The sequence below is a fragment of the Serratia sp. BNK-10 genome (genome assembly GCF_047456065.1).
Lineage (GTDB): Bacteria > Pseudomonadota > Gammaproteobacteria > Enterobacterales > Enterobacteriaceae > Serratia > Serratia ureilytica.
The window spans coordinates 1,726,767-1,743,694 of the sequence record NZ_CP179894.1 but is presented as its reverse complement, the minus strand read 5'-3'; the positions used below and the strand labels follow the sequence as shown (position 1 = coordinate 1,743,694).

Annotated in this window: 18 protein-coding genes; 6 read left to right on the top strand and 12 right to left on the bottom strand. The window is 60.7% G+C overall.

Annotation, left to right across the window (positions count from 1 at the left end):
• The first annotated feature begins 19 nt into the window (after positions 1–19).
• Complete coding sequence (gene sdeB / locus ACMGG9_RS08465) at positions 20–3,169, top strand: efflux RND transporter permease subunit (RefSeq protein ID WP_206356739.1); 3,150 nt, start codon at positions 20–22, stop codon at positions 3,167–3,169.
• A gap of 65 nt (positions 3,170–3,234) precedes the next feature.
• Here sdeB and ACMGG9_RS08460 read toward each other — a convergent pair whose 3' ends face one another.
• The 9 genes from ACMGG9_RS08460 to hinT form a co-directional block, all read right to left on the bottom strand.
• Entirely contained in the window at positions 3,235–3,714 is a 480-nt protein-coding gene (locus ACMGG9_RS08460; RefSeq protein WP_033642703.1) for an RrF2 family transcriptional regulator, read from the bottom strand.
• Positions 3,715–3,979: 265 nt separating this feature from the next.
• Positions 3,980–4,516 carry a glycine zipper 2TM domain-containing protein gene (locus ACMGG9_RS08455; protein WP_004928798.1) on the bottom strand — a complete coding sequence of 179 codons (537 nt, stop codon included), beginning with the start codon at positions 4,514–4,516 and terminating at the stop codon, positions 3,980–3,982.
• A gap of 356 nt (positions 4,517–4,872) precedes the next feature.
• Positions 4,873–6,177, bottom strand: coding sequence for an NAD(P)/FAD-dependent oxidoreductase (locus ACMGG9_RS08450; RefSeq protein ID WP_414162071.1), 1,305 nt, complete (start codon positions 6,175–6,177; stop codon positions 4,873–4,875).
• Between the two features lie 332 nt (positions 6,178–6,509).
• A complete protein-coding gene (gene ycfP / locus ACMGG9_RS08445; RefSeq protein WP_015377468.1) occupies positions 6,510–7,052 on the bottom strand; it encodes an alpha/beta hydrolase YcfP in 543 nt (180 codons plus the stop codon).
• A gap of 79 nt (positions 7,053–7,131) precedes the next feature.
• Positions 7,132–8,151, bottom strand: a complete 1,020-nt coding sequence (gene nagZ / locus ACMGG9_RS08440; protein WP_033650752.1) for a beta-N-acetylhexosaminidase — start codon at positions 8,149–8,151, stop codon at positions 7,132–7,134.
• 37 nt (positions 8,152–8,188) lie between these two features.
• Positions 8,189–9,055, bottom strand: a complete 867-nt coding sequence (gene thiK / locus ACMGG9_RS08435; RefSeq protein WP_414162070.1) for a thiamine kinase — start codon at positions 9,053–9,055, stop codon at positions 8,189–8,191.
• Complete coding sequence (gene lpoB / locus ACMGG9_RS08430) at positions 9,036–9,626, bottom strand: penicillin-binding protein activator LpoB (RefSeq protein WP_044031470.1); 591 nt, start codon at positions 9,624–9,626, stop codon at positions 9,036–9,038. The genes thiK and lpoB overlap by 20 nt, the downstream gene beginning before the upstream one ends.
• 26 nt (positions 9,627–9,652) lie before the next feature.
• Complete coding sequence (locus tag ACMGG9_RS08425; protein WP_025302428.1) at positions 9,653–10,042, bottom strand: YcfL family protein; 390 nt, start codon at positions 10,040–10,042, stop codon at positions 9,653–9,655.
• Between the two features lie 11 nt (positions 10,043–10,053).
• On the bottom strand, positions 10,054–10,404 hold the full coding sequence (gene hinT / locus ACMGG9_RS08420; RefSeq protein WP_004928776.1) for a purine nucleoside phosphoramidase: 351 nt from the start codon (positions 10,402–10,404) through the stop codon (positions 10,054–10,056).
• 221 nt (positions 10,405–10,625) lie between these two features.
• Between hinT and ACMGG9_RS08415 the strand changes: the two genes are divergently transcribed.
• Positions 10,626–11,531 carry a transporter substrate-binding domain-containing protein gene (locus tag ACMGG9_RS08415; protein WP_060659655.1) on the top strand — a complete coding sequence of 302 codons (906 nt, stop codon included), beginning with the start codon at positions 10,626–10,628 and terminating at the stop codon, positions 11,529–11,531.
• On the opposite strand, the gene ACMGG9_RS08410 is transcribed toward ACMGG9_RS08415, so the two are convergent.
• The gene (locus ACMGG9_RS08410) at positions 11,528–11,905 is read right to left on the bottom strand and encodes a winged helix-turn-helix transcriptional regulator (RefSeq protein WP_080273385.1); all 378 of its coding nucleotides are present in this window, start codon (positions 11,903–11,905) and stop codon (positions 11,528–11,530) included. The genes ACMGG9_RS08415 and ACMGG9_RS08410 overlap by 4 nt on opposite strands.
• 99 nt (positions 11,906–12,004) lie before the next feature.
• Between ACMGG9_RS08410 and ACMGG9_RS08405 the strand changes: the two genes are divergently transcribed.
• Positions 12,005–12,754, top strand: a complete 750-nt coding sequence (locus tag ACMGG9_RS08405; RefSeq protein WP_414162069.1) for an SDR family oxidoreductase — start codon at positions 12,005–12,007, stop codon at positions 12,752–12,754.
• Positions 12,755–12,803: 49 nt separating this feature from the next.
• On the opposite strand, the gene ACMGG9_RS08400 is transcribed toward ACMGG9_RS08405, so the two are convergent.
• Positions 12,804–13,322 carry a YybH family protein gene (locus tag ACMGG9_RS08400; RefSeq protein ID WP_142075329.1) on the bottom strand — a complete coding sequence of 173 codons (519 nt, stop codon included), beginning with the start codon at positions 13,320–13,322 and terminating at the stop codon, positions 12,804–12,806.
• A 158-nt stretch (positions 13,323–13,480) separates the two neighbouring features.
• On the opposite strand from ACMGG9_RS08400, the gene ACMGG9_RS08395 reads away from it, so the two are divergent.
• Positions 13,481–14,386, top strand: coding sequence for a LysR family transcriptional regulator (locus ACMGG9_RS08395; RefSeq protein ID WP_142002294.1), 906 nt, complete (start codon positions 13,481–13,483; stop codon positions 14,384–14,386).
• 9 nt (positions 14,387–14,395) lie between these two features.
• On the opposite strand, the gene ACMGG9_RS08390 is transcribed toward ACMGG9_RS08395, so the two are convergent.
• Positions 14,396–15,700 (bottom strand): Nramp family divalent metal transporter, encoded by a 1,305-nt coding sequence (locus ACMGG9_RS08390; protein WP_019455828.1) that lies wholly within the window; start codon positions 15,698–15,700, stop codon positions 14,396–14,398.
• A 230-nt stretch (positions 15,701–15,930) separates the two neighbouring features.
• Here ACMGG9_RS08390 and mntR point away from each other — a divergent pair, with 230 nt between their 5' ends.
• Together mntR and ACMGG9_RS08380 are read left to right on the top strand one after the other, a co-directional pair.
• Positions 15,931–16,401, top strand: a complete 471-nt coding sequence (gene mntR / locus ACMGG9_RS08385) for a manganese-binding transcriptional regulator MntR (RefSeq protein WP_016928182.1) — start codon at positions 15,931–15,933, stop codon at positions 16,399–16,401.
• Between the two features lie 14 nt (positions 16,402–16,415).
• On the top strand, positions 16,416–16,781 hold the full coding sequence (locus ACMGG9_RS08380) for a DUF4180 domain-containing protein (RefSeq protein ID WP_414162068.1): 366 nt from the start codon (positions 16,416–16,418) through the stop codon (positions 16,779–16,781).
• Positions 16,782–16,928: the final 147 nt, after the last annotated feature.

The window sequence follows — 16,928 nt, the reverse complement described above, 5'->3', positions numbered from 1 at the left end:
CAGCAGAGAATTCTGACCCATGGACTTTTCCCGTTTTTTCATCGACCGGCCGATCTTCGCCGCGGTGCTGTCGATACTGATTTTTGTCGCCGGGGTGATCGCCATTCCGCTGCTGCCGATCAGCGAGTACCCGGACGTGGTGCCGCCCAGTGTGCAGGTGCGCGCCGAATACCCGGGCGCCAACCCGAAAGAGATCGCTGAAACGGTGGCGACGCCGCTGGAAGAAGCGATCAACGGCGTCGAAAACATGATGTACATGAAGTCGGTCGCCGGCTCCGACGGCGTGTTGGTGACCACCGTCACCTTCCGCCCGGGCACCGATCCCGATCAGGCGCAGGTACAGGTGCAAAACCGCGTGGCGCAGGCCGAAGCGCGCCTGCCGGAAGATGTGCGCCGCCAGGGCATCACTACCCAGAAACAGTCTCCGGCGCTGACGCTGGTGGTGCATCTGGTATCGCCTTCCGGCAAGTACGACTCGCTGTACCTGCGCAACTACGCCACCCTGAAGGTCAAGGATGAACTGGCTCGCCTGCCGGGCGTCGGCCAGGTGCAGATCTTCGGCGCCGGCGAATACGCAATGCGCATCTGGCTCGATCCGAACAAGGTCGCCGCGCGCGGGCTGACCGCCTCCGACGTGGTGAGCGCCATGCAGGAGCAGAACGTGCAGGTCTCCGCCGGCCAGCTCGGCGCGGAGCCGATGCCGACGCGCAGCGACTATCTGCTGTCGATCAACGCCCAGGGCCGCCTGCAAACCGAAGAAGAGTTCGGCAACATCATTCTCAAGAGCGGCGATAACGGCGAGATCGTGCGGCTGCGCGACGTGGCGCGCATCGAAATGGGTTCCGGCAGCTACGCGCTGCGCGCCCAGCTCAACAACAAGGATGCGGTCGGCATCGGCATCTTCCAGTCGCCGGGCGCCAACGCCATCGAGCTGTCGGACGCGGTGCGCGGCAAGATGGCCGAGCTGGCGACCCGCTTCCCGGACGGCATGAGCTGGAAATCGCCGTACGATCCGACGGTGTTCGTGCGCGATTCGATCCGCGCGGTGGTCGACACCCTGCTGGAAGCGGTGATCCTGGTGGTGCTGGTGGTCATTCTGTTCCTGCAGACCTGGCGCGCCTCGATCATTCCCCTGTTGGCGGTGCCGATCTCCGTAGTCGGCACCTTCGCCGCGCTGTATCTGCTCGGCTTCTCGCTCAACACCCTTAGCCTGTTCGGGCTGGTGCTGGCGATCGGCATCGTGGTGGATGACGCCATCGTGGTGGTGGAGAACGTCGAGCGCAACATCGAAGAGGGGCTGTCGCCGCTGGCGGCGGCGCACCAGGCGATGCGCGAGGTCTCCGGCCCGATCATCGCCATCGCCGTGGTGCTGTGCGCGGTGTTTGTGCCGATGGCGTTCCTCTCCGGCGTTACCGGCCAGTTCTACAAACAGTTCGCCGTCACCATCGCCATCTCGACGGTGATCTCCGCCATCAACTCGCTGACCCTGTCGCCGGCGTTGGCGGCGCGCTTGCTGAAGCCGCACGGCGCGCCGAAAGATCTGCCGTCGCGCCTGATCGACCGGCTGTTCGGCTGGTTGTTCCGGCCGTTCAACCGCTTCTTCGCCAGCGGCTCGCAGCGTTATCAGCACGGGGTATCCCGCGTGCTGGGCCGACGCGGCGCAGTGTTCGTCGTCTACCTGCTGCTGCTGGTCGCCGCCGGGGTGATGTTCAAGACCGTGCCCGGCGGCTTTATCCCGACGCAGGACAAGCTGTATCTGATTGGCGGCGTGAAGATGCCGGAAGGCGCCTCGCTGGAGCGCACCGATGCGGTGATCCGCAAGATGAGCGCCATCGGCCTGAGCGTGGACGGCGTCACCGATGCGGTGGCCTTCCCCGGCCTGAACGCGCTGCAGTTCACCAATACGCCGAATACCGGCACGGTGTTCTTCGCGCTGGAGTCATTGAGCACCCGTACCCGCACCGCAGCGCAGATCAACGCCGAGATTAACGCGCGCATTTCGCAGATCCAGGAAGGTTTCGCCTTCTCGATCATGCCGCCGCCGATCCTCGGCATCGGCCAGGGTTCCGGCTATTCGCTGTACGTGCAGGATCGCGGCGGGCTGGGTTACGGCGCGCTGCAGACCGCGATCAACACGATGTCCGGCGCCATTATGCAAACGCCGGGCATGGGCTTCCCGATCTCCTCTTATCAGGCCAACGTGCCGCAGCTGGACGCCAAAATCGATCGCGACAAGGCCAAGGCCCAAGGGGTGCCGCTCAATGCGCTGTTCAGCACGCTGCAGACCTACCTCGGTTCGTCTTACATCAACGACTTTAACCGTTACGGCCGCACCTGGAAGGTGATGGCGCAGGCCGACGGCCAGTTCCGCGACAGCGTGGAAGACATCGCCAACCTGCGTACCCGCAACGACAAAGGCGAAATGGTGCCGATCGGCAGTATGGTCAGCATCGGCACGACCTACGGCCCGGATCCGGTGATCCGCTACAACGGTTTCCCGGCGGCGGACCTGATCGGCGACGCCGATCCGCGCGTCCTCTCCTCTACCCAGGCGATGAGCGCGCTGACGCAAATGGCCGGCAAGCTGTTGCCGAACGGCATGAACATCCAGTGGACCGATCTGAGCTACCAGCAATCGACCCAGGGCAACGCCGCGCTGGTGGTGTTCCCGGTCGCGGTGCTGCTGGCGTTCCTCGCGCTGGCGGCGCTGTATGAAAGCTGGACGCTGCCGCTGGCGGTGATCCTGATCGTGCCGATGACCATGCTGTCGGCGCTGTTCGGCGTGTGGTTAACCGGCGGCGACAACAACGTGTTCGTGCAGGTGGGGTTGGTCGTTCTGATGGGGCTGGCCTGCAAGAACGCGATTCTGATCGTCGAGTTCGCCCGCGAGCTGGAAATGCAGGGCAAAGGCATCGTCGAGGCGGCGCTGGAAGCCTGTCGCCTGCGGTTGCGACCGATCGTGATGACCTCCATCGCCTTCATCGCCGGCACCATCCCGCTGATCCTCGGCCACGGCGCCGGCGCCGAAGTGCGCGGCGTCACCGGCATCACGGTGTTCTCCGGCATGCTGGGGGTCACGCTGTTCGGGCTGTTCCTGACGCCGGTGTTCTACGTCACCCTGCGTCGCCTGGTGGCACGCAAAACGCAGACGCAGACGCAGACGGCGTAATCCTCGTCTTAACATGCAAAAAGGTCGGGCATTGCCCGACCTTTTTTTATGCATGCGAACCGCGATTATTTATCGGCGGTTTCAGCCTCTTGCGCAGCGGCGTATTCCGCACAGGCGCGCTTGTCGCCCCGCTCCAGTTCGGCCAGCGAGTCAGCCACGGTGTGGCGCGCCAGCACCGCGAGCGAAGCCTGCTCGGCCTCGTTCACCACCGATTTGAAATACCAACAGGCGTTGGCGCTCACCAGGCAACGGGCCGGCACTTCAGGGCGTGAGGCCCAGATGCGCTTGTCGTCGATCACCGCCAGGTAGATATCCCGCAGGGTAATCTCTTCCGCCGGGCGGCCAAGGTGGATAGAGCCGTTTCGGCCCAGGGTGGAAACGATGATGCCGTCTTTGGTCAGCGGCACCATCAGTTTGCGGATAAAGCTCGGGTTAGCTTCCAGAGTGGCGGCGAGCGTGGCGCTCGTCGAACGCATGCCCTGCTTCTCAGCTACGGCGACGCTAAGGACCATTTGCAACGCTGTCGGAAAGCGAAAATCTAACATGTCGTTATCTCTGCGAGACGAAATACTCGGGTTTGGCCGGTGCGGCGATTAGCGCCGAACACACCGCTTAATCGCACAATAATATAACAAACGCGGGGGCTTTTTTGAAGTTTTGCCCAGTGATATCGCACGCAGACATTAGAACGATCGTCGAATTCGCGGGCAGACAAAAAGCAGAAACCCGCGTCAATGTTAACGCCGCTCGCTTAACCGAGTTAAACGATCAGAACTAACACTGCCCGCGGGTTTAATTCGAATGCGTCGATCAGGCTCTGTTCAGCACCAGCTGGCCGTTTTTGTCCAACGGGATTTGGGTGCCCGGATCGTGATCCATGCGGATCTTGCCCTGCTGATTGCCGATCTTGTAGGTCACGTCATAGCCCAGCATTTTCTGAGACTTGTCGTAGACCGTTTTGCAACGCTGCTGAACGCTGGTGGTGACGTCGTTATTCTGCATCGCCCCTTGCACCTGGTTACCGGCGTAGCCGCCGCCCAGAGCGCCCACCACGGTCGCCACGTCGCGTCCGCGACCGCCGCCGAACTGGTGGCCGATCACGCCGCCCGCCACTGCGCCCAGCACAGAACCGGCGATGCGGTTTTCATCCTGCACCGGTGCACGGTGCGTGACGGTGACGTTGCGGCATTCCTGACGCGGCGTTTTGATGGTTTCTTTAATCGGCGTTGCGGCGAGCACCTGCGCATATTGCGGACCGGCAGAAAAGACGTCCAGGCTGGCTACCGCGGCAATCCCCAGAGCGGCAGCGATGCCAATCCCAACACCGGCTAACATTGACTTGTTCACAGGAAACCTCCTGAAAGTGTTACCACGCATTTTTTCCGGGTCTGTTACCGGCATGGCACCGCGCTTATTATTTTGCGCTTGGGCGGCTTGCGGTATCCCGGTTTACGGCGTGCGCGACGCGCCGTCTGTAAACGAGGTAAAGTCTGCACAATGATTTGAGGGCTCGCAATAAGACAAGGGGACCAAAAATGCGGGAAAACGGCCGTTTTGCCGTTGTTTAGGAGGAATCTTAAGAATTTTACCCATGTCGGCGACAGCTTATGCTGAAGAATCAAGCAACCGCCGCCGTTAGCCTCGCCCCGCCATAAAAAAACCCGCGCGGGCGAACCGGCGCGGGTTGATCGACAACGGCGGGATCAGTGCATCTTCAGACGCGGGCGGATCACCCGGTTAATGCCGCCCACCAGCATCATCAGGCCGGTTTTGATGTAGCCGTGCAGCGCCACCTGGTGCATGCGGTACAGCGAGATGTAGACGAAACGCGCAATGCGCCCTTCCACCATCATCGAGCCGCGCATCAGGTTGCCCATCAGGCTGCCAACGGTGCTGAAGCGCGACAGCGACACCAGCGAACCGTGGTCTTTGTATACGTAAGGCTTCAGCGTCTGACCATTCATCAGCGCCAGAATATTGGTGGCGCAGCGTGAGGCCATCTGGTGCGCCGACTGGGCGCGCGGCGGCACGAAACCGCCGCCCTCTTTCGGGCAAGAGGCGCAGTCGCCGATGGCGAAGATGTTCGGATCGCGCGTGGTCTGCAGCTTCGGCTCCACCACCAACTGGTTGATGCGGTTGGTTTCCAGGCCGCCGATGTCCTTCATAAAGTCCGGCGCTTTGATGCCTGCCGCCCACACCATCAGATCGGCGTCGATGAACTCGCCGCCCTTGGTATTCAGGCCTTTGGCGTCCGCGCTGGTCACCATGGTGTTGGTCAGCACGCGCACGCCCAGCTTGATCAGCTCCTGGTGCGCCGCAGCGGAAATGCGCGGCGGCAGCGCCGGCAGAATGCGCTCGCCGGCTTCGACCAGCGTCACGTTGAGCGCGCTGTTGTCCAGGCCTTCAAAACCGTAGCTGTGCAGCTGTTTCACCGCGTTGTGCAGTTCGGCGGACAGTTCAACGCCGGTGGCGCCGCCGCCGACGATGGCGATGTTGACCCGCTCTTTTTGCCCCGGCTGCGCCGAGAACTTCAGGAACAGGTTAAGCATTTCGTTGTGGAAACGACGTGCCTGATGCGGGTTATCCAGGAAGATGCAGTGCTCTTTCACGCCCGGCGTACCGAAATCGTTTGAGGTGCTGCCCAGCGCCATCACCAGGATGTCGTACGGCAGTTCACGCGCCGGCACCAGCTCGCCGCCCTGCTCGTCGCAGATCTGCGCCAGCTGCAGCGTTTGCGTCTCGCGGTTGATGTTGGTCAACGACCCCAGCTGGAAGCTGAAATGGTGATTGCGCGCGTGCGCCAGGTAGCTGAGCGCATCCACGCCGTCATCGAGGGAGCCGGTCGCCACTTCGTGCAACAGCGGTTTCCACAAATGGCTGTGGTTGCGATCCACCAGCGTGATCTCGGCTTTGTTCTTACGGCCAAGTTTATGGCCCAGGCTGGTCGCCAGCTCCAGACCACCGGCGCCGCCGCCGACAATAACGATTTTCTTCTTTGGCGTTGTCAAAATAACCCCCTAAATGTGAACCATTTGTTATCCCAGGGTAAATAAATAATATCCTTAGAATACATAGGGTTCGCGTAAAATAAATCGGCTCTCTGCAGCCAGAATAGCATGTGAGGTTATTTGGTCATACCAAAATTGACGTACATCAATTTTTTTTGGTTAAAGGCTGGACGAGGGCATTTTTTGGGGATTGCGATTCAAATAGTTAGCGCTGAGTCACAGTTTTAAATTTTGCCGATTGCCACGCAAAATCTGGCTTTGGCGCACAAAAAAGCCGCACTTTCCGTCGGTGAAAAACGGGGAGCGCGGCTCGCGGCAGCGTTATGAAACTGTTAACCCAGCGCCTTGAACGCCTTGAGCCGCTGCAGATGCGGCGAGATGTTTTTGAACTTGTGCGTCTGCTGTTCATCCCACACGATCTCGTAGTAGTGATGCAGCAATTCGGCGCTGCGCCGGTTATCCAGCACCTCGTCGTGGCGCGACAGCACCACCAGACAGCGATCGCGGTTTTTCTCGCGGAAATCCTCCACGCACTTGGTGGCGATATCGCGATACTCTTCCGGCCGGTCTATCTTGCCGTGCATGTGCTCTTCCGGGTACAGGTTGGGATTGAACATCGCCTGGCGAATGCCGCACAGGAAGCCGATGCGCTCCGCCCAGAAGCCGCCGAGGCCGACCCCGCAGATCAACGGGTGCGCATCGCCGCCCTGCTGCACCGCCTTGTCCACCTCTTTCAACAGATGCTGCATGTCGTGACGCGGGTGTAGCGTGCTGTAGCTGATAAAGCGCACATCCGGATCGATAAACTGCAGCTGTAACACCTTTTCATGATTGCCGGGGCTGGTGGAATCGAAGCCGTGCAAATAGATAATCATGTGGATCCTCGCAACAAGCCAAGGGCCGCGGGCGCGGCCCTCATCATTTCCGCTCTGCGCCGCGATGCGGCGCCTGGATTCACCCTTGCGAACGCTGCTTGTGCTCCTCCCAGCGTTCGCTCAGCGCGCTGAGCGCCTTGTGCGCCTGCTGCCAGCGCTCGGAGTCGCGCAGTTCCTGACGAGTGAACTGACCGCGATGATATAACCGCTTCACCTTCTCTGCTTTGACCGGGGACAGGTTATCCAACACGCTGACCGCGCCTTCGCGGTGGTTGCACACCAGGATCATGTCGCAACCGGCATCCAGCGCCGCCTGGCCGCGTTCGGCATAGCTGCCCATGATGGCGGCGCCTTCCATCGACAGATCGTCGGAGAAAATCACGCCGTCGAAGCCCAGCTCCTGACGCAGGATCTGCTGCAGCCAGTACGGCGAGCCGCTGGCCGGACGCGGGTCCGCTTCAGTATAGATGACGTGAGCCGGCATGACGGCGTCCAGCAGCTGACGATTGATCAGCTCGCGGAAGATCGCCATGTCATGCTCGCGGATCTGCGCCAGCGGCCGCGGATCGCGCGGGGTTTCCTTGTGCGAATCGGCGCTGACGGCGCCGTGCCCCGGGAAGTGCTTACCGGTGGTTTTCATGCCGGCGCTGTGCATGCCGAGGATAAAGCGCTCCGCCATCGCCAACGCCTGCTGCGGATCGCTGTGGAACGAACGCTCGCCGATCGCTGCGCTGGCATGGCCGATGTCCAGCACCGGCGCAAAGCTGATGTCGATATCCTGCGCGATCATCTCCGCCGCCATCAGCCAGCCGGCCTCCTGCGCCAGGCGGCCACCTTCTTGCGCATCGTTCAAGGCGGCGAACGATTGCGCCGCCGGCAAGCGGGTGAAGCCTTCGCGGAAGCGCTGCACGCGCCCGCCCTCCTGATCCACGGCCACCACCAGCCGATCGTGCGAAGCGGCGCGGATCTGGCGCACCAGCTCACGCAGCTGCTCCGCATCGTGGAAATTGCGGGTAAACAGGATCAATCCGCCAACCAGCGGGTGTTTCAGAATCTCGCGTTCTTCTGCATCCAGCTCGTAGCCGGCGACATCTAGCATTACTGGGCCCACGGGCACCTCACTTCATATTGTTCGTTCAGAATTCGGATGATGATAAACAGAATTGCCGGCGCAGCGCCGCGCCCCAGCGCAAAAATTCAACGTCGCCGCTCTGCTGCCAGCGCACTTCAAACCACAGCAGCATCAGATAATCCACCCACGGCAGCCAGCGCTGCACCTGCGCCTGCAGCCGGGCGACATCGTGATAGCCCTGACGCGCATAGTGCTGCAAAAAGCGCTGCTGCGGCTCAGCCGCCCAGCCGTTGCCGCGAAACAGCGCGGCGATATCCAACGCCACATCGCCGTCGGCGGCATACTCCCAGTCGATAAGCCGCAGCCCCTCGCCGGTCGCGAGCAAATTGCCCGGGTGGATGTCCATGTGCAGCGGCGCCAGGCGTAATGGCCGCGGCGGCGCGCAGCGTAAGAAATGACGCTGCCAACGCAGCCAGACGGGGGTTAAACGCCGCGTATCCAGCTGCTGCCAGTAGCGGAGGAACTGCCGCCGCAGATCCAGCCGGTAACCGCTGAGCGGCCGCCGATGCAGCGTCGTCGCCATCGCCGCCAGCTCGCCGCGTTGATTCAGCATGTCAAACTCAGCTTCTGTGACGATGTCACCGTCGAGCCATTCGAGGACAAGCCACTGATTATTCTGCGCGAAAACCCGTGGCCCGAGCCCCGACGCGCAGCGACGCAAGACCTGCGCTTCCCGCCGTCTGCTCACGCCCAGCGCGCGTTTCTCCACGCTGTTTTGCCGCGCCAGCAGCGTAATGCCCGATCCGTCGATGCGCCAGCTCTCGCCGGTCAGCCCCTGCACCGGGCTGAAATGACAACCGGCGGTATTCACCGCCGGCAGTCTGGTTTCCATCAATTGTCGCAGCGCGGCCTCAGCGTTTAACGGCGCCATTGCCCGACCAGACGATCTCGCCGGTTTGCACCAGCATCAGCTGCATATCCAGCGCCGGCGACTTCACGTCGCCGCTGACGTCGCTGTACAACACGTACTGCGCGCCGACAATGCGCGCCAGGCCAATCGCCTTGCTGCGCGAACCGAAGCTGTCATCCGCCGACAGGCCCAGCGTTTGTCTGGCGCTCGTCAGCTTCGCTTCCGGCACCACGCTGAAGGTGGAGTTCGACGCCAGCGCCTTATACAGCGCCGCGGTGGCTTTGCCCATCTGCAGCGAGCCGTTGGTGTTATTCTTGACGCTGTCCAGCAGCAGCACGCTGCCGGCCGTGACGCCATCGGCCTTCAGCATCTGATTCACCAGCGGTTGAACGCTGCCCAGCCAGTCAAGCTGCTGGATTTTCGGCGGCTGCGGCACCGGCTCGGTGGTTGGCGGCTGCGGCTGCTCGACCGGCGGCGTTGGCTGTTCCGGTTCGGCGGTGACCGGCGGCAACGGCTGATCCGGCTCAGGCGGGCGCGACAGACAGCCGCTCAGGGTGAATGCGGCCAGCGCCACTAAGACGTACTTTTTCATGCTTTTTCTCCAAACCTGGCAAGCGCTTACAGGTACAGATACAGACGCGCGCTTTTAGCTTCCAGATTACCGTTAATCGAGTAGATTTTGGCGTCCGAGTTAGGCGCCACGACGATCTCACGCGGTTTCTCGAAGGGGCGAATATCCAGCCCCTGCGCGTCGTACCAATAGAAACGATAATGCACGGTGACCGGCGTCGGTTGGCTGTTATTGAGCACCGAAGTCGCCATCACCCGCCCGGAAGCGTTCGAGACAGAGGGCGTATCGGCAAAAATGCCGGCGGTCAGCACCGAAGGATCCATCACCACCGTTTGCCCCCGGTTAACCGCAATGCCGGATGGCGAACTGCACCCCATCAGCAACGCGGCGGGCAGCGCCAACGCCATCAGACAACGCAGAGTTTTTTTACCGCGCATGATTTCCTCGCTTAACGTGACAGCAGCGGCCCCAGCGAGCGGCCACCGACCAGGTGCATATGAATATGATAGACCTCCTGACCGGCGTGGCGGTTGCAGTTGACGATCAGGCGGTAGCCGTCTTCGGCGATGCCTTCCTGTTCGGCGATTTTTGCCGCGGCGGTGATCATCCGGCCCAATGCGGCCTCATGCTCCACGGTCACGTCGTTGACGGTTGGGATCAGCACGTTGGGAACGATCAGCACATGGGTGGGCGCCTGGGGGGAGATGTCACGGAAAGCGGTGACCAGTTCATCCTGGTAAACCACATCAGCAGGGATTTCGCGGCGGATAATTTTACTGAAAATCGTTTCTTCGGCCATCTGGCGTTCCTTGTTTTACACAATTAGCTGTACGCAGTATGAGTGACAAATTCTACTGCTTTCAACCTGATTGCGCACTTTCCACGTCGAGTGCTGCAGATTCGCGCAGGCCGTCGCCCCGCTTGTGCATCTTTTCACTTTGGTTATTCACTATTGTTGCTTTACTTGCCCCGCGCCGCCGCCAATAGTAACCCCATGATTAACAAAGGATAGAGGGTACTATGCCACTGAAGATTGCGGCGCTGTGCGCGCTGTTGCTGAGCGCTGCCGTGCAGGCGGCCACGACGGGCGGTATCGACCTGCAGGCTAACCGAGAGCCGATACGCGCGGAGAAAAACCCGGCGGCTATCGCGCTGATCCCGGCGAACTTTCACTTCGCGGTGCCCGGCAAGCTGACGGTGGCGGTAGCATTCGAGAACTCTCCGCCGCTGGCGCTGTTCGCCGAAGACAATAAAACGCTGATCGGCAGCGATCCGGACATCGCCCGCCTGGTGGCCGACAGCCTCGGGCTGGAGCTGAATCTGGTGCCCACCTCCTGGGAAGATTGGCCGCTGGGCATCAGCGCGGGCAAATACGATGCGGCGATCTTCAACATCGCCGTCACCAAACAGCGTAAAACCAAATTCGATTTCGCCACCTACCGGGTGGACACGCTGGGCTTTTACGTCAAATCCACCAGCCACATCACCTCGATCAACCGCCCGCAGGACGTGGCCGGGCTGCGGATCATCGTCGGATCCGGCACCAATCAGGAAAACATTCTGCTGGGATGGGATAAGCAGAATCGCGCCGCCGGGCTGCCGCCGGTACAGCCGATCTACGTGACCGACGACGCCGCCACCAACCTCAGCATTCAGTCCGGGCGCGCCGATGCGTTCTTCGGCCCCCACTCCACCGGCGCCTACAAGGCGGCGCTGACCGGCAAAACCAAAATGGTCGGCATCGGCCCCAACGTGGCCTACGTCGCGGTCACCACCAAAAAAGGCAACGGATTGGTGAACGCCGTCAACGCCGCGATCAATGGCGCGATCGTCAGCGGCGAATACGCGCAGGTGCTGGAACGCTGGGGCGAAGGCGACGAAAAGGTCGAGCGTTCAACCATCAACCCGCCGGGCATCGGCGACTAGCCGCCGATCAGCTGCGGGGCATGCCGACGCATCCACTCGGCCAGCGAGTCCAGCGTCGGCCGCAGCGATTTGCCCAGCGCGGTGACCTGATACTCCACCCGCGGCGGCACTTCGGGATACACCTGCCGCGTCACCAGACCGCGTTGTTCGAACAGCCGCAGCTGGCGCGTCAGCTCTTTTTGCGCGATGGGCGCCACCGCCCGCTGCAGCTCGCTGAATCGCACCGGGCCATCGATTATGATCAGCCGGTACAGGATGGGTATCGCCCATTTGCCCGACACCAGATTGACGAAGTCCACCATCGGGCAGGGTTCGCCCGCCGTCGGCAGTGCCGACAAATTATTTTCCGCCGTTAAGGGCGCTTGCGTCGTCATTTCATCCCTCCTCGTCCTTTAGTATCCAAAAGGTGCCTACTATGCAAAAGGAACTATAGCGCAAATAATGCCGCAACAGACGCTAAAGAGGAATCGGTTATGTCACGACTGCAAGGCAAATACGCATTGATTACCGGCGGCACCAGCGGCATCGGGCTGGAAACCGCCCGCCAGTTCATCGCCGAGGGCGCAACGGTGGCGATCACCGGCCGCAGCCAACGCGCCCTGGACGCGGCGGGCCAGGCATTGGCGGGCAACGCGCTGCTGCTGCTGAGCGACGCCGGCGATATCCCACAGCAGCGCGCGCTGGCGCAGCAGTTGGAGCAACGGTGGCCGCGGCTGGACGTGCTGTACGTTAACGCCGGCGACGTCACGCATCGCCCGCTGCAGGAATGGGATGAGCAGAGCTACCAGCGGCTGATGGACATCAACCTGAAGGGACCGTTCTTTTTGATCCAGGCGCTGCTGCCGCTGCTGGCCAACCCTTCTTCGGTGATCCTGTGCGGTTCGGTCAGCGCCCATATCGGCCTGCCGCAGAGCAGCGCCTACGCCGCCAGCAAAGCCAGTTTGTTGTCTTTGGCCAGAACGCTCTCCGGCGAGCTGCACGCGCGCGGCATTCGCGTCAACGGCCTCAGCCCCGGCCCGACCGAAACCCCGGCGCTGGGAAAACTGGGGCTGGCGGAAGCGGATGAGCGGGCCTTGCGCGACGATATCCGCGCGCTGGTGCCGATCGGCCGCATGGGCAGCGCGTTGGAGCTGGCCAAAGCGGCGGTGTTTCTGGCGGCGGATGAGTCGGCCTTTATGGTCGGCGCCGAGCTGCAGATGGACGGTGGCGTGGGGAATCTTTAGCCGTCGCGCGACACAATAAGGCCGCTTGCGCGGCCTTTGTCAGTGTCACTCAACTCACCCCTTGAATCGGGTTGGTATTAAAGGTGTAGACCACGATCTTCCACTGGCCCTGCTGTTTCTCCAATACAAATACTTCACGGTTTAAATCGATCAAGGTGGCTCCGTCGCTTATTCGGGTTACCGTCGCGCCGCGATGATGGTGCGTGCGCACATAGGCCATATTCCCGTTCACACTGATGCTGTCATAAGCAAACTCGGTTTCAAATTTCTCGTTTTTAAATAAATTGTCATATTGTTGTCGGCGTTTTTCATTGCTGTCCGCCGTCGGTTTTTCGTTCCATTGCGAGTAACTTTCCGGGGCAAAAAGTGACAAAATTGTTTGCGTATCGCCGGCGTTAAGCGCTGTCTGGTAGCGGTTTATCAGGTTATACACCGCCTTCTGCTCGGCCGCGACGCCCGCCTCAGCGGAAACCCTGTAACTTTGCGATGCGGCCTCGCTGCTTGCGGCATAACTTTGGCCACACAAGCCCACGCCCGCCAATAACAATACGGCAGTTAATTTTTTCATATAAATATCCTCTCAGGCGTTATTTCATTATGGCAATACAGGATGCGATTTCAGATAAATAAAAACGCTGGAAATAAATTATCCAATGCCGCGTTAAATTGACAGCCGGCATATTTAAAAATACTCTTTTAATAATTTAAATAATGGAAGCCGTTAACATGAATGAACTGCACGCGCTGCGCGTATTCTGCCAGGTGGTGGAAATGGAGGGGTTCAGCCAGGCGGCAACCAAAATGGGGCTCTCCCCGGCCAGCGTCACATACAGCATCAATCAGCTTGAAAAACAGTTCGGGCAACGCCTGTTCAAGCGTTCAACCCGGCGCTTCTCGCTGACCAGCGCCGGGGAGCGTTGCTATCACACCGCGCAAGAAATTCTGCAGCAGTTTGACCGGCTGAAAAACGACATGTCGTGCGATTTTGAACAACCACGAGGACCGCTGCGGGTCGAGATAGCCTCGATGCTCAGCAGCATGCATATCGCCCCGGCGCTCCCGGCTTTTTTGGCGCAATACCCAGAGTTGCAGCTCAGCGTGTCGGTCAGCGATCGCTTGGTCAATCCGGCGGAAGATCGCGCCGACGTGTTTATTCGCATCGGCGCCGGCAACATCCCCGAGATGGTCAGCCGCCCATTGCTGCAACCCCGTTATCTGTGCTGTGCGTCTCCCGATTATTTTGCGCGCCACGGCCGGCCGGAACACCCGGAGCAGTTGCAACGCCATCAGCGGCTGGGATTTATCCGTTCAGGCGCGGCGGCGGCGGACGACTGGCAGTTCATTCGTGATGACGAGCGCTACCGTCTGGCGCCCAGCCCGCTGTTGAGCTTCAACCATTCACAATCGCTGTGTGAGGTGGCCAGGAACCATCTCGGCCTGGTTTACTTGCTGGACTGCACGCTGGAAAACTATCTGAAGGCGGGCGAACTGGAACCGATACTGCAGGAGTGGGCGCCCCTTGGGGCGCCAATCAATATTCTCTATCCGCGCCTGCGGGATCGCAGCCATAAAATTCGGGTTTTCGTCGACTTCATCAGCGAACTGTTCGCCGGTAAATCCGCCGGGCACTGATCGCGTAGCTCATCCCAACCCGGGGATATCGACGCCGAAAGTCTGCAGCAGCAACACCACGTTGAGCAGCACAATCACTACCGTGCCGACCACCGCAGCCAGGCTGGTCCAGCGACCGTTGGCGAACTCGCCCATGATGTCGCGGCGACGGGTGAACATTACCAGCGCAATCATCGGCGCCGGCAGCGCCAGACTCAACACCACCTGGCTGTAGACCAGCGCGTCGGTGGCGTTGACGCCCATCGCCACCACGATGAACGCCGGCACCATGGTGACCAGACGGCGCACCCACACCGGGATACGGAAACCGACGAAGCCCTGCATGATCATTTGCCCGGCCATGGTGCCCACCACCGAGCTGGAAATACCGGAGGCGATCAGCGAAGCCAGGAAGATGCCGGCGGCCGCCGCACCGAACAGCGGCGTCAGCGTATGGTAGGCGGTGCCAATTTCGGCCACGTCGCTGTTACCGGCGTGGAAGGCGCTCGAGGCCATGATCACCATCGCAATATTCACCAACCCGGCGAGCGCCAGCGCGATCACCACCTCAATATTGGAGAAACGCAGCAGCTTGCGCCGTTCGCCGTTATCGCTGGCCGGGCTGCGGTGCTGGGTCAGCCCCGAATGCAGGAAAATGGCGTGCGGCATCACGGTGGCGCCGATAATGCCGACGGCGATGGTCAACGCCTGCGCGTCCGGCAGCTGCGGCGTCACCATGCCGATCCCGGCCGCCTGCCAATCCACCGGTACGATGAACATCTCGACCAGGTAACACAGCGCGATGATCCCCACCAGGCCGCCGATCATCAGCTCGACCGGGCGGAAACCTTTTTTTTCCACCATCAACAGTGCATAGGTGATCACCGCCGTCACTCCCATCCCCGCCAACAGCGGCATATGGAACAGCAGCGCCAGCGCGATCGCCCCGCCGAGAAACTCTGCCAGATCGGTGGCCATCGCCGCCACTTCGCTAAGCAGCCACATGCCGATCACTACCGGCCGTGAAAACTGGTCGCGGCACATCTCCGCCAGATTGCGGTTGGTGACGATGCCCAGCTTGGCCGACAGCGCCTGGAACAGCATGGCGATCAGGTTGGCCATCACCACCACCCACAGCAGGCTGTAGCCGTATTTCGCCCCGGCCTGAATGTTGGTGGCGAAGTTGCCGGGATCCATATAGGCAATAGAGGCAATCACCGCAGGGCCGGCGAACAGCAACGGCGTAAAGGCGCCGCGCTTGCGTCCGGCAAGAGCGGCGCCAATCGCAATGTTGGTCCGTTCGGTTAACGATGGAGTGGTTGCCGCATCACGCATGAAGTACCCTCAATCTTTTACTGGTTATTTTTCCACCTATCATGCTGACAATGTAGCATCGGCTACACTTTATGCAACAGGCGAAATTAATGGGCTTTGTGTAGAGATATTTCTAACTACCACAATGCATGGCATCGAATTGATAATGTGTGCTATTTGGACTAACTTAGGGCAACCCTCCCCGCATTGCCGGGAGACGCCATTTTTATGCTTACAGGACGCCCCACACTATGGTTACCCGCGCGCCAGATAACGCCGACCGCCACGCCCAGACCGACATGCCGGACGAGGCCGAGCACGCCCTGCGTTTTAGCCGCGCCCGCGAAGCGCAGTCCAATGCGCTGATCGAAGATTACGTTGAGCTGATCGCCGATTTGCTGCAAAGCACCCGCGAAGCCAGAACCACCGATATCGCGCGCCGCTTCGGCGTCTCTCACCCGACGGCGATCAAAAATATCGCGCGGCTCAAAAGCGCCGGGCTGGTGGAGTCGCGCCCTTATCGCGGGGTGTTTTTAACCGAGGAAGGCGAGCAGCTGGCGCAGAAGGTGCGCCGCCGTCACCGCATCGTGGTCGATCTGCTGATGTGCCTCGGGGTGCCGAGCGAAACCGCCGAGCTGGACAGCGAAGGGATTGAACACCATATCTCGGACGAAACGCTGGCGGTGTTCGAGCATTACCTGCAAAAACATGCCAAACCCTGACTTCCGGAGCACCAATGAGCTACGCCGTGCAGCAAGTCTACGATCTGCGCCTGGTGGTTTTCGCCGAAGCCGGGCCGATGTTGAAAGACGAAAACGACGTCAGCCTGTTTATCGCTCCCGCCTTTGAACACGAGGCCGGGATGATTGCCCTCCCCGTCAACCGCCTGGACGCCACCTTTTTCCAGCTCAGAAGCGGCATTGCCGGCGCCGTATTGCAGAAATTCATCAACTACCGCCTGCGCGTGGCGCTGCTAGGCGATATCACCCCCTGGCTGGCGAAAAGCAACGCGCTGCAAGATTTCGTGCGCGAAGCCAATCGCGGCGAACAGGTCTGGTTCCTTCCTTCTCTCGCCGAACTAAATCAGCGCCTTAGCGCCTGACGACAGGCAATAAAAAAGGGAGGCTTTCGCCGCCATTTCGAGGGTAAGAAAAACAAGCAGTTACAGGATTATCAGTGAGTTAGATGCCAGTAACTGCGTGCTTAAAATGGGTAGGGCGTGGGTGTTTTGGGCAGAATGTGGACACAG

Excerpts from the sequence above, each read along its gene's own strand:
- sdeB (WP_206356739.1), top strand. The coding sequence starts at position 20 with ATGGACTTTTCCCGTTTTTTCATCGACCGGCCGATCTTCGCCGCGGTG.
- ACMGG9_RS08460 (WP_033642703.1), bottom strand. The coding sequence starts at position 3,714 with ATGTTAGATTTTCGCTTTCCGACAGCGTTGCAAATGGTCCTTAGCGTC.
- ycfP (WP_015377468.1), bottom strand. The coding sequence starts at position 7,052 with ATGATTATCTATTTGCACGGCTTCGATTCCACCAGCCCCGGCAATCAT.
- nagZ (WP_033650752.1), bottom strand. The coding sequence starts at position 8,151 with ATGCTAGATGTCGCCGGCTACGAGCTGGATGCAGAAGAACGCGAGATT.
- thiK (WP_414162070.1), bottom strand. The coding sequence starts at position 9,055 with ATGGCGCCGTTAAACGCTGAGGCCGCGCTGCGACAATTGATGGAAACC.
- lpoB (WP_044031470.1), bottom strand. The coding sequence starts at position 9,626 with ATGAAAAAGTACGTCTTAGTGGCGCTGGCCGCATTCACCCTGAGCGGC.
- ACMGG9_RS08425 (WP_025302428.1), bottom strand. The coding sequence starts at position 10,042 with ATGCGCGGTAAAAAAACTCTGCGTTGTCTGATGGCGTTGGCGCTGCCC.
- hinT (WP_004928776.1), bottom strand. The coding sequence starts at position 10,404 with ATGGCCGAAGAAACGATTTTCAGTAAAATTATCCGCCGCGAAATCCCT.
- ACMGG9_RS08415 (WP_060659655.1), top strand. The coding sequence starts at position 10,626 with ATGCCACTGAAGATTGCGGCGCTGTGCGCGCTGTTGCTGAGCGCTGCC.
- ACMGG9_RS08410 (WP_080273385.1), bottom strand. The coding sequence starts at position 11,905 with ATGACGACGCAAGCGCCCTTAACGGCGGAAAATAATTTGTCGGCACTG.
- ACMGG9_RS08405 (WP_414162069.1), top strand. The coding sequence starts at position 12,005 with ATGTCACGACTGCAAGGCAAATACGCATTGATTACCGGCGGCACCAGC.
- ACMGG9_RS08400 (WP_142075329.1), bottom strand. The coding sequence starts at position 13,322 with ATGAAAAAATTAACTGCCGTATTGTTATTGGCGGGCGTGGGCTTGTGT.
- ACMGG9_RS08395 (WP_142002294.1), top strand. The coding sequence starts at position 13,481 with ATGAATGAACTGCACGCGCTGCGCGTATTCTGCCAGGTGGTGGAAATG.
- ACMGG9_RS08390 (WP_019455828.1), bottom strand. The coding sequence starts at position 15,700 with ATGCGTGATGCGGCAACCACTCCATCGTTAACCGAACGGACCAACATT.
- mntR (WP_016928182.1), top strand. The coding sequence starts at position 15,931 with ATGGTTACCCGCGCGCCAGATAACGCCGACCGCCACGCCCAGACCGAC.
- ACMGG9_RS08380 (WP_414162068.1), top strand. The coding sequence starts at position 16,416 with ATGAGCTACGCCGTGCAGCAAGTCTACGATCTGCGCCTGGTGGTTTTC.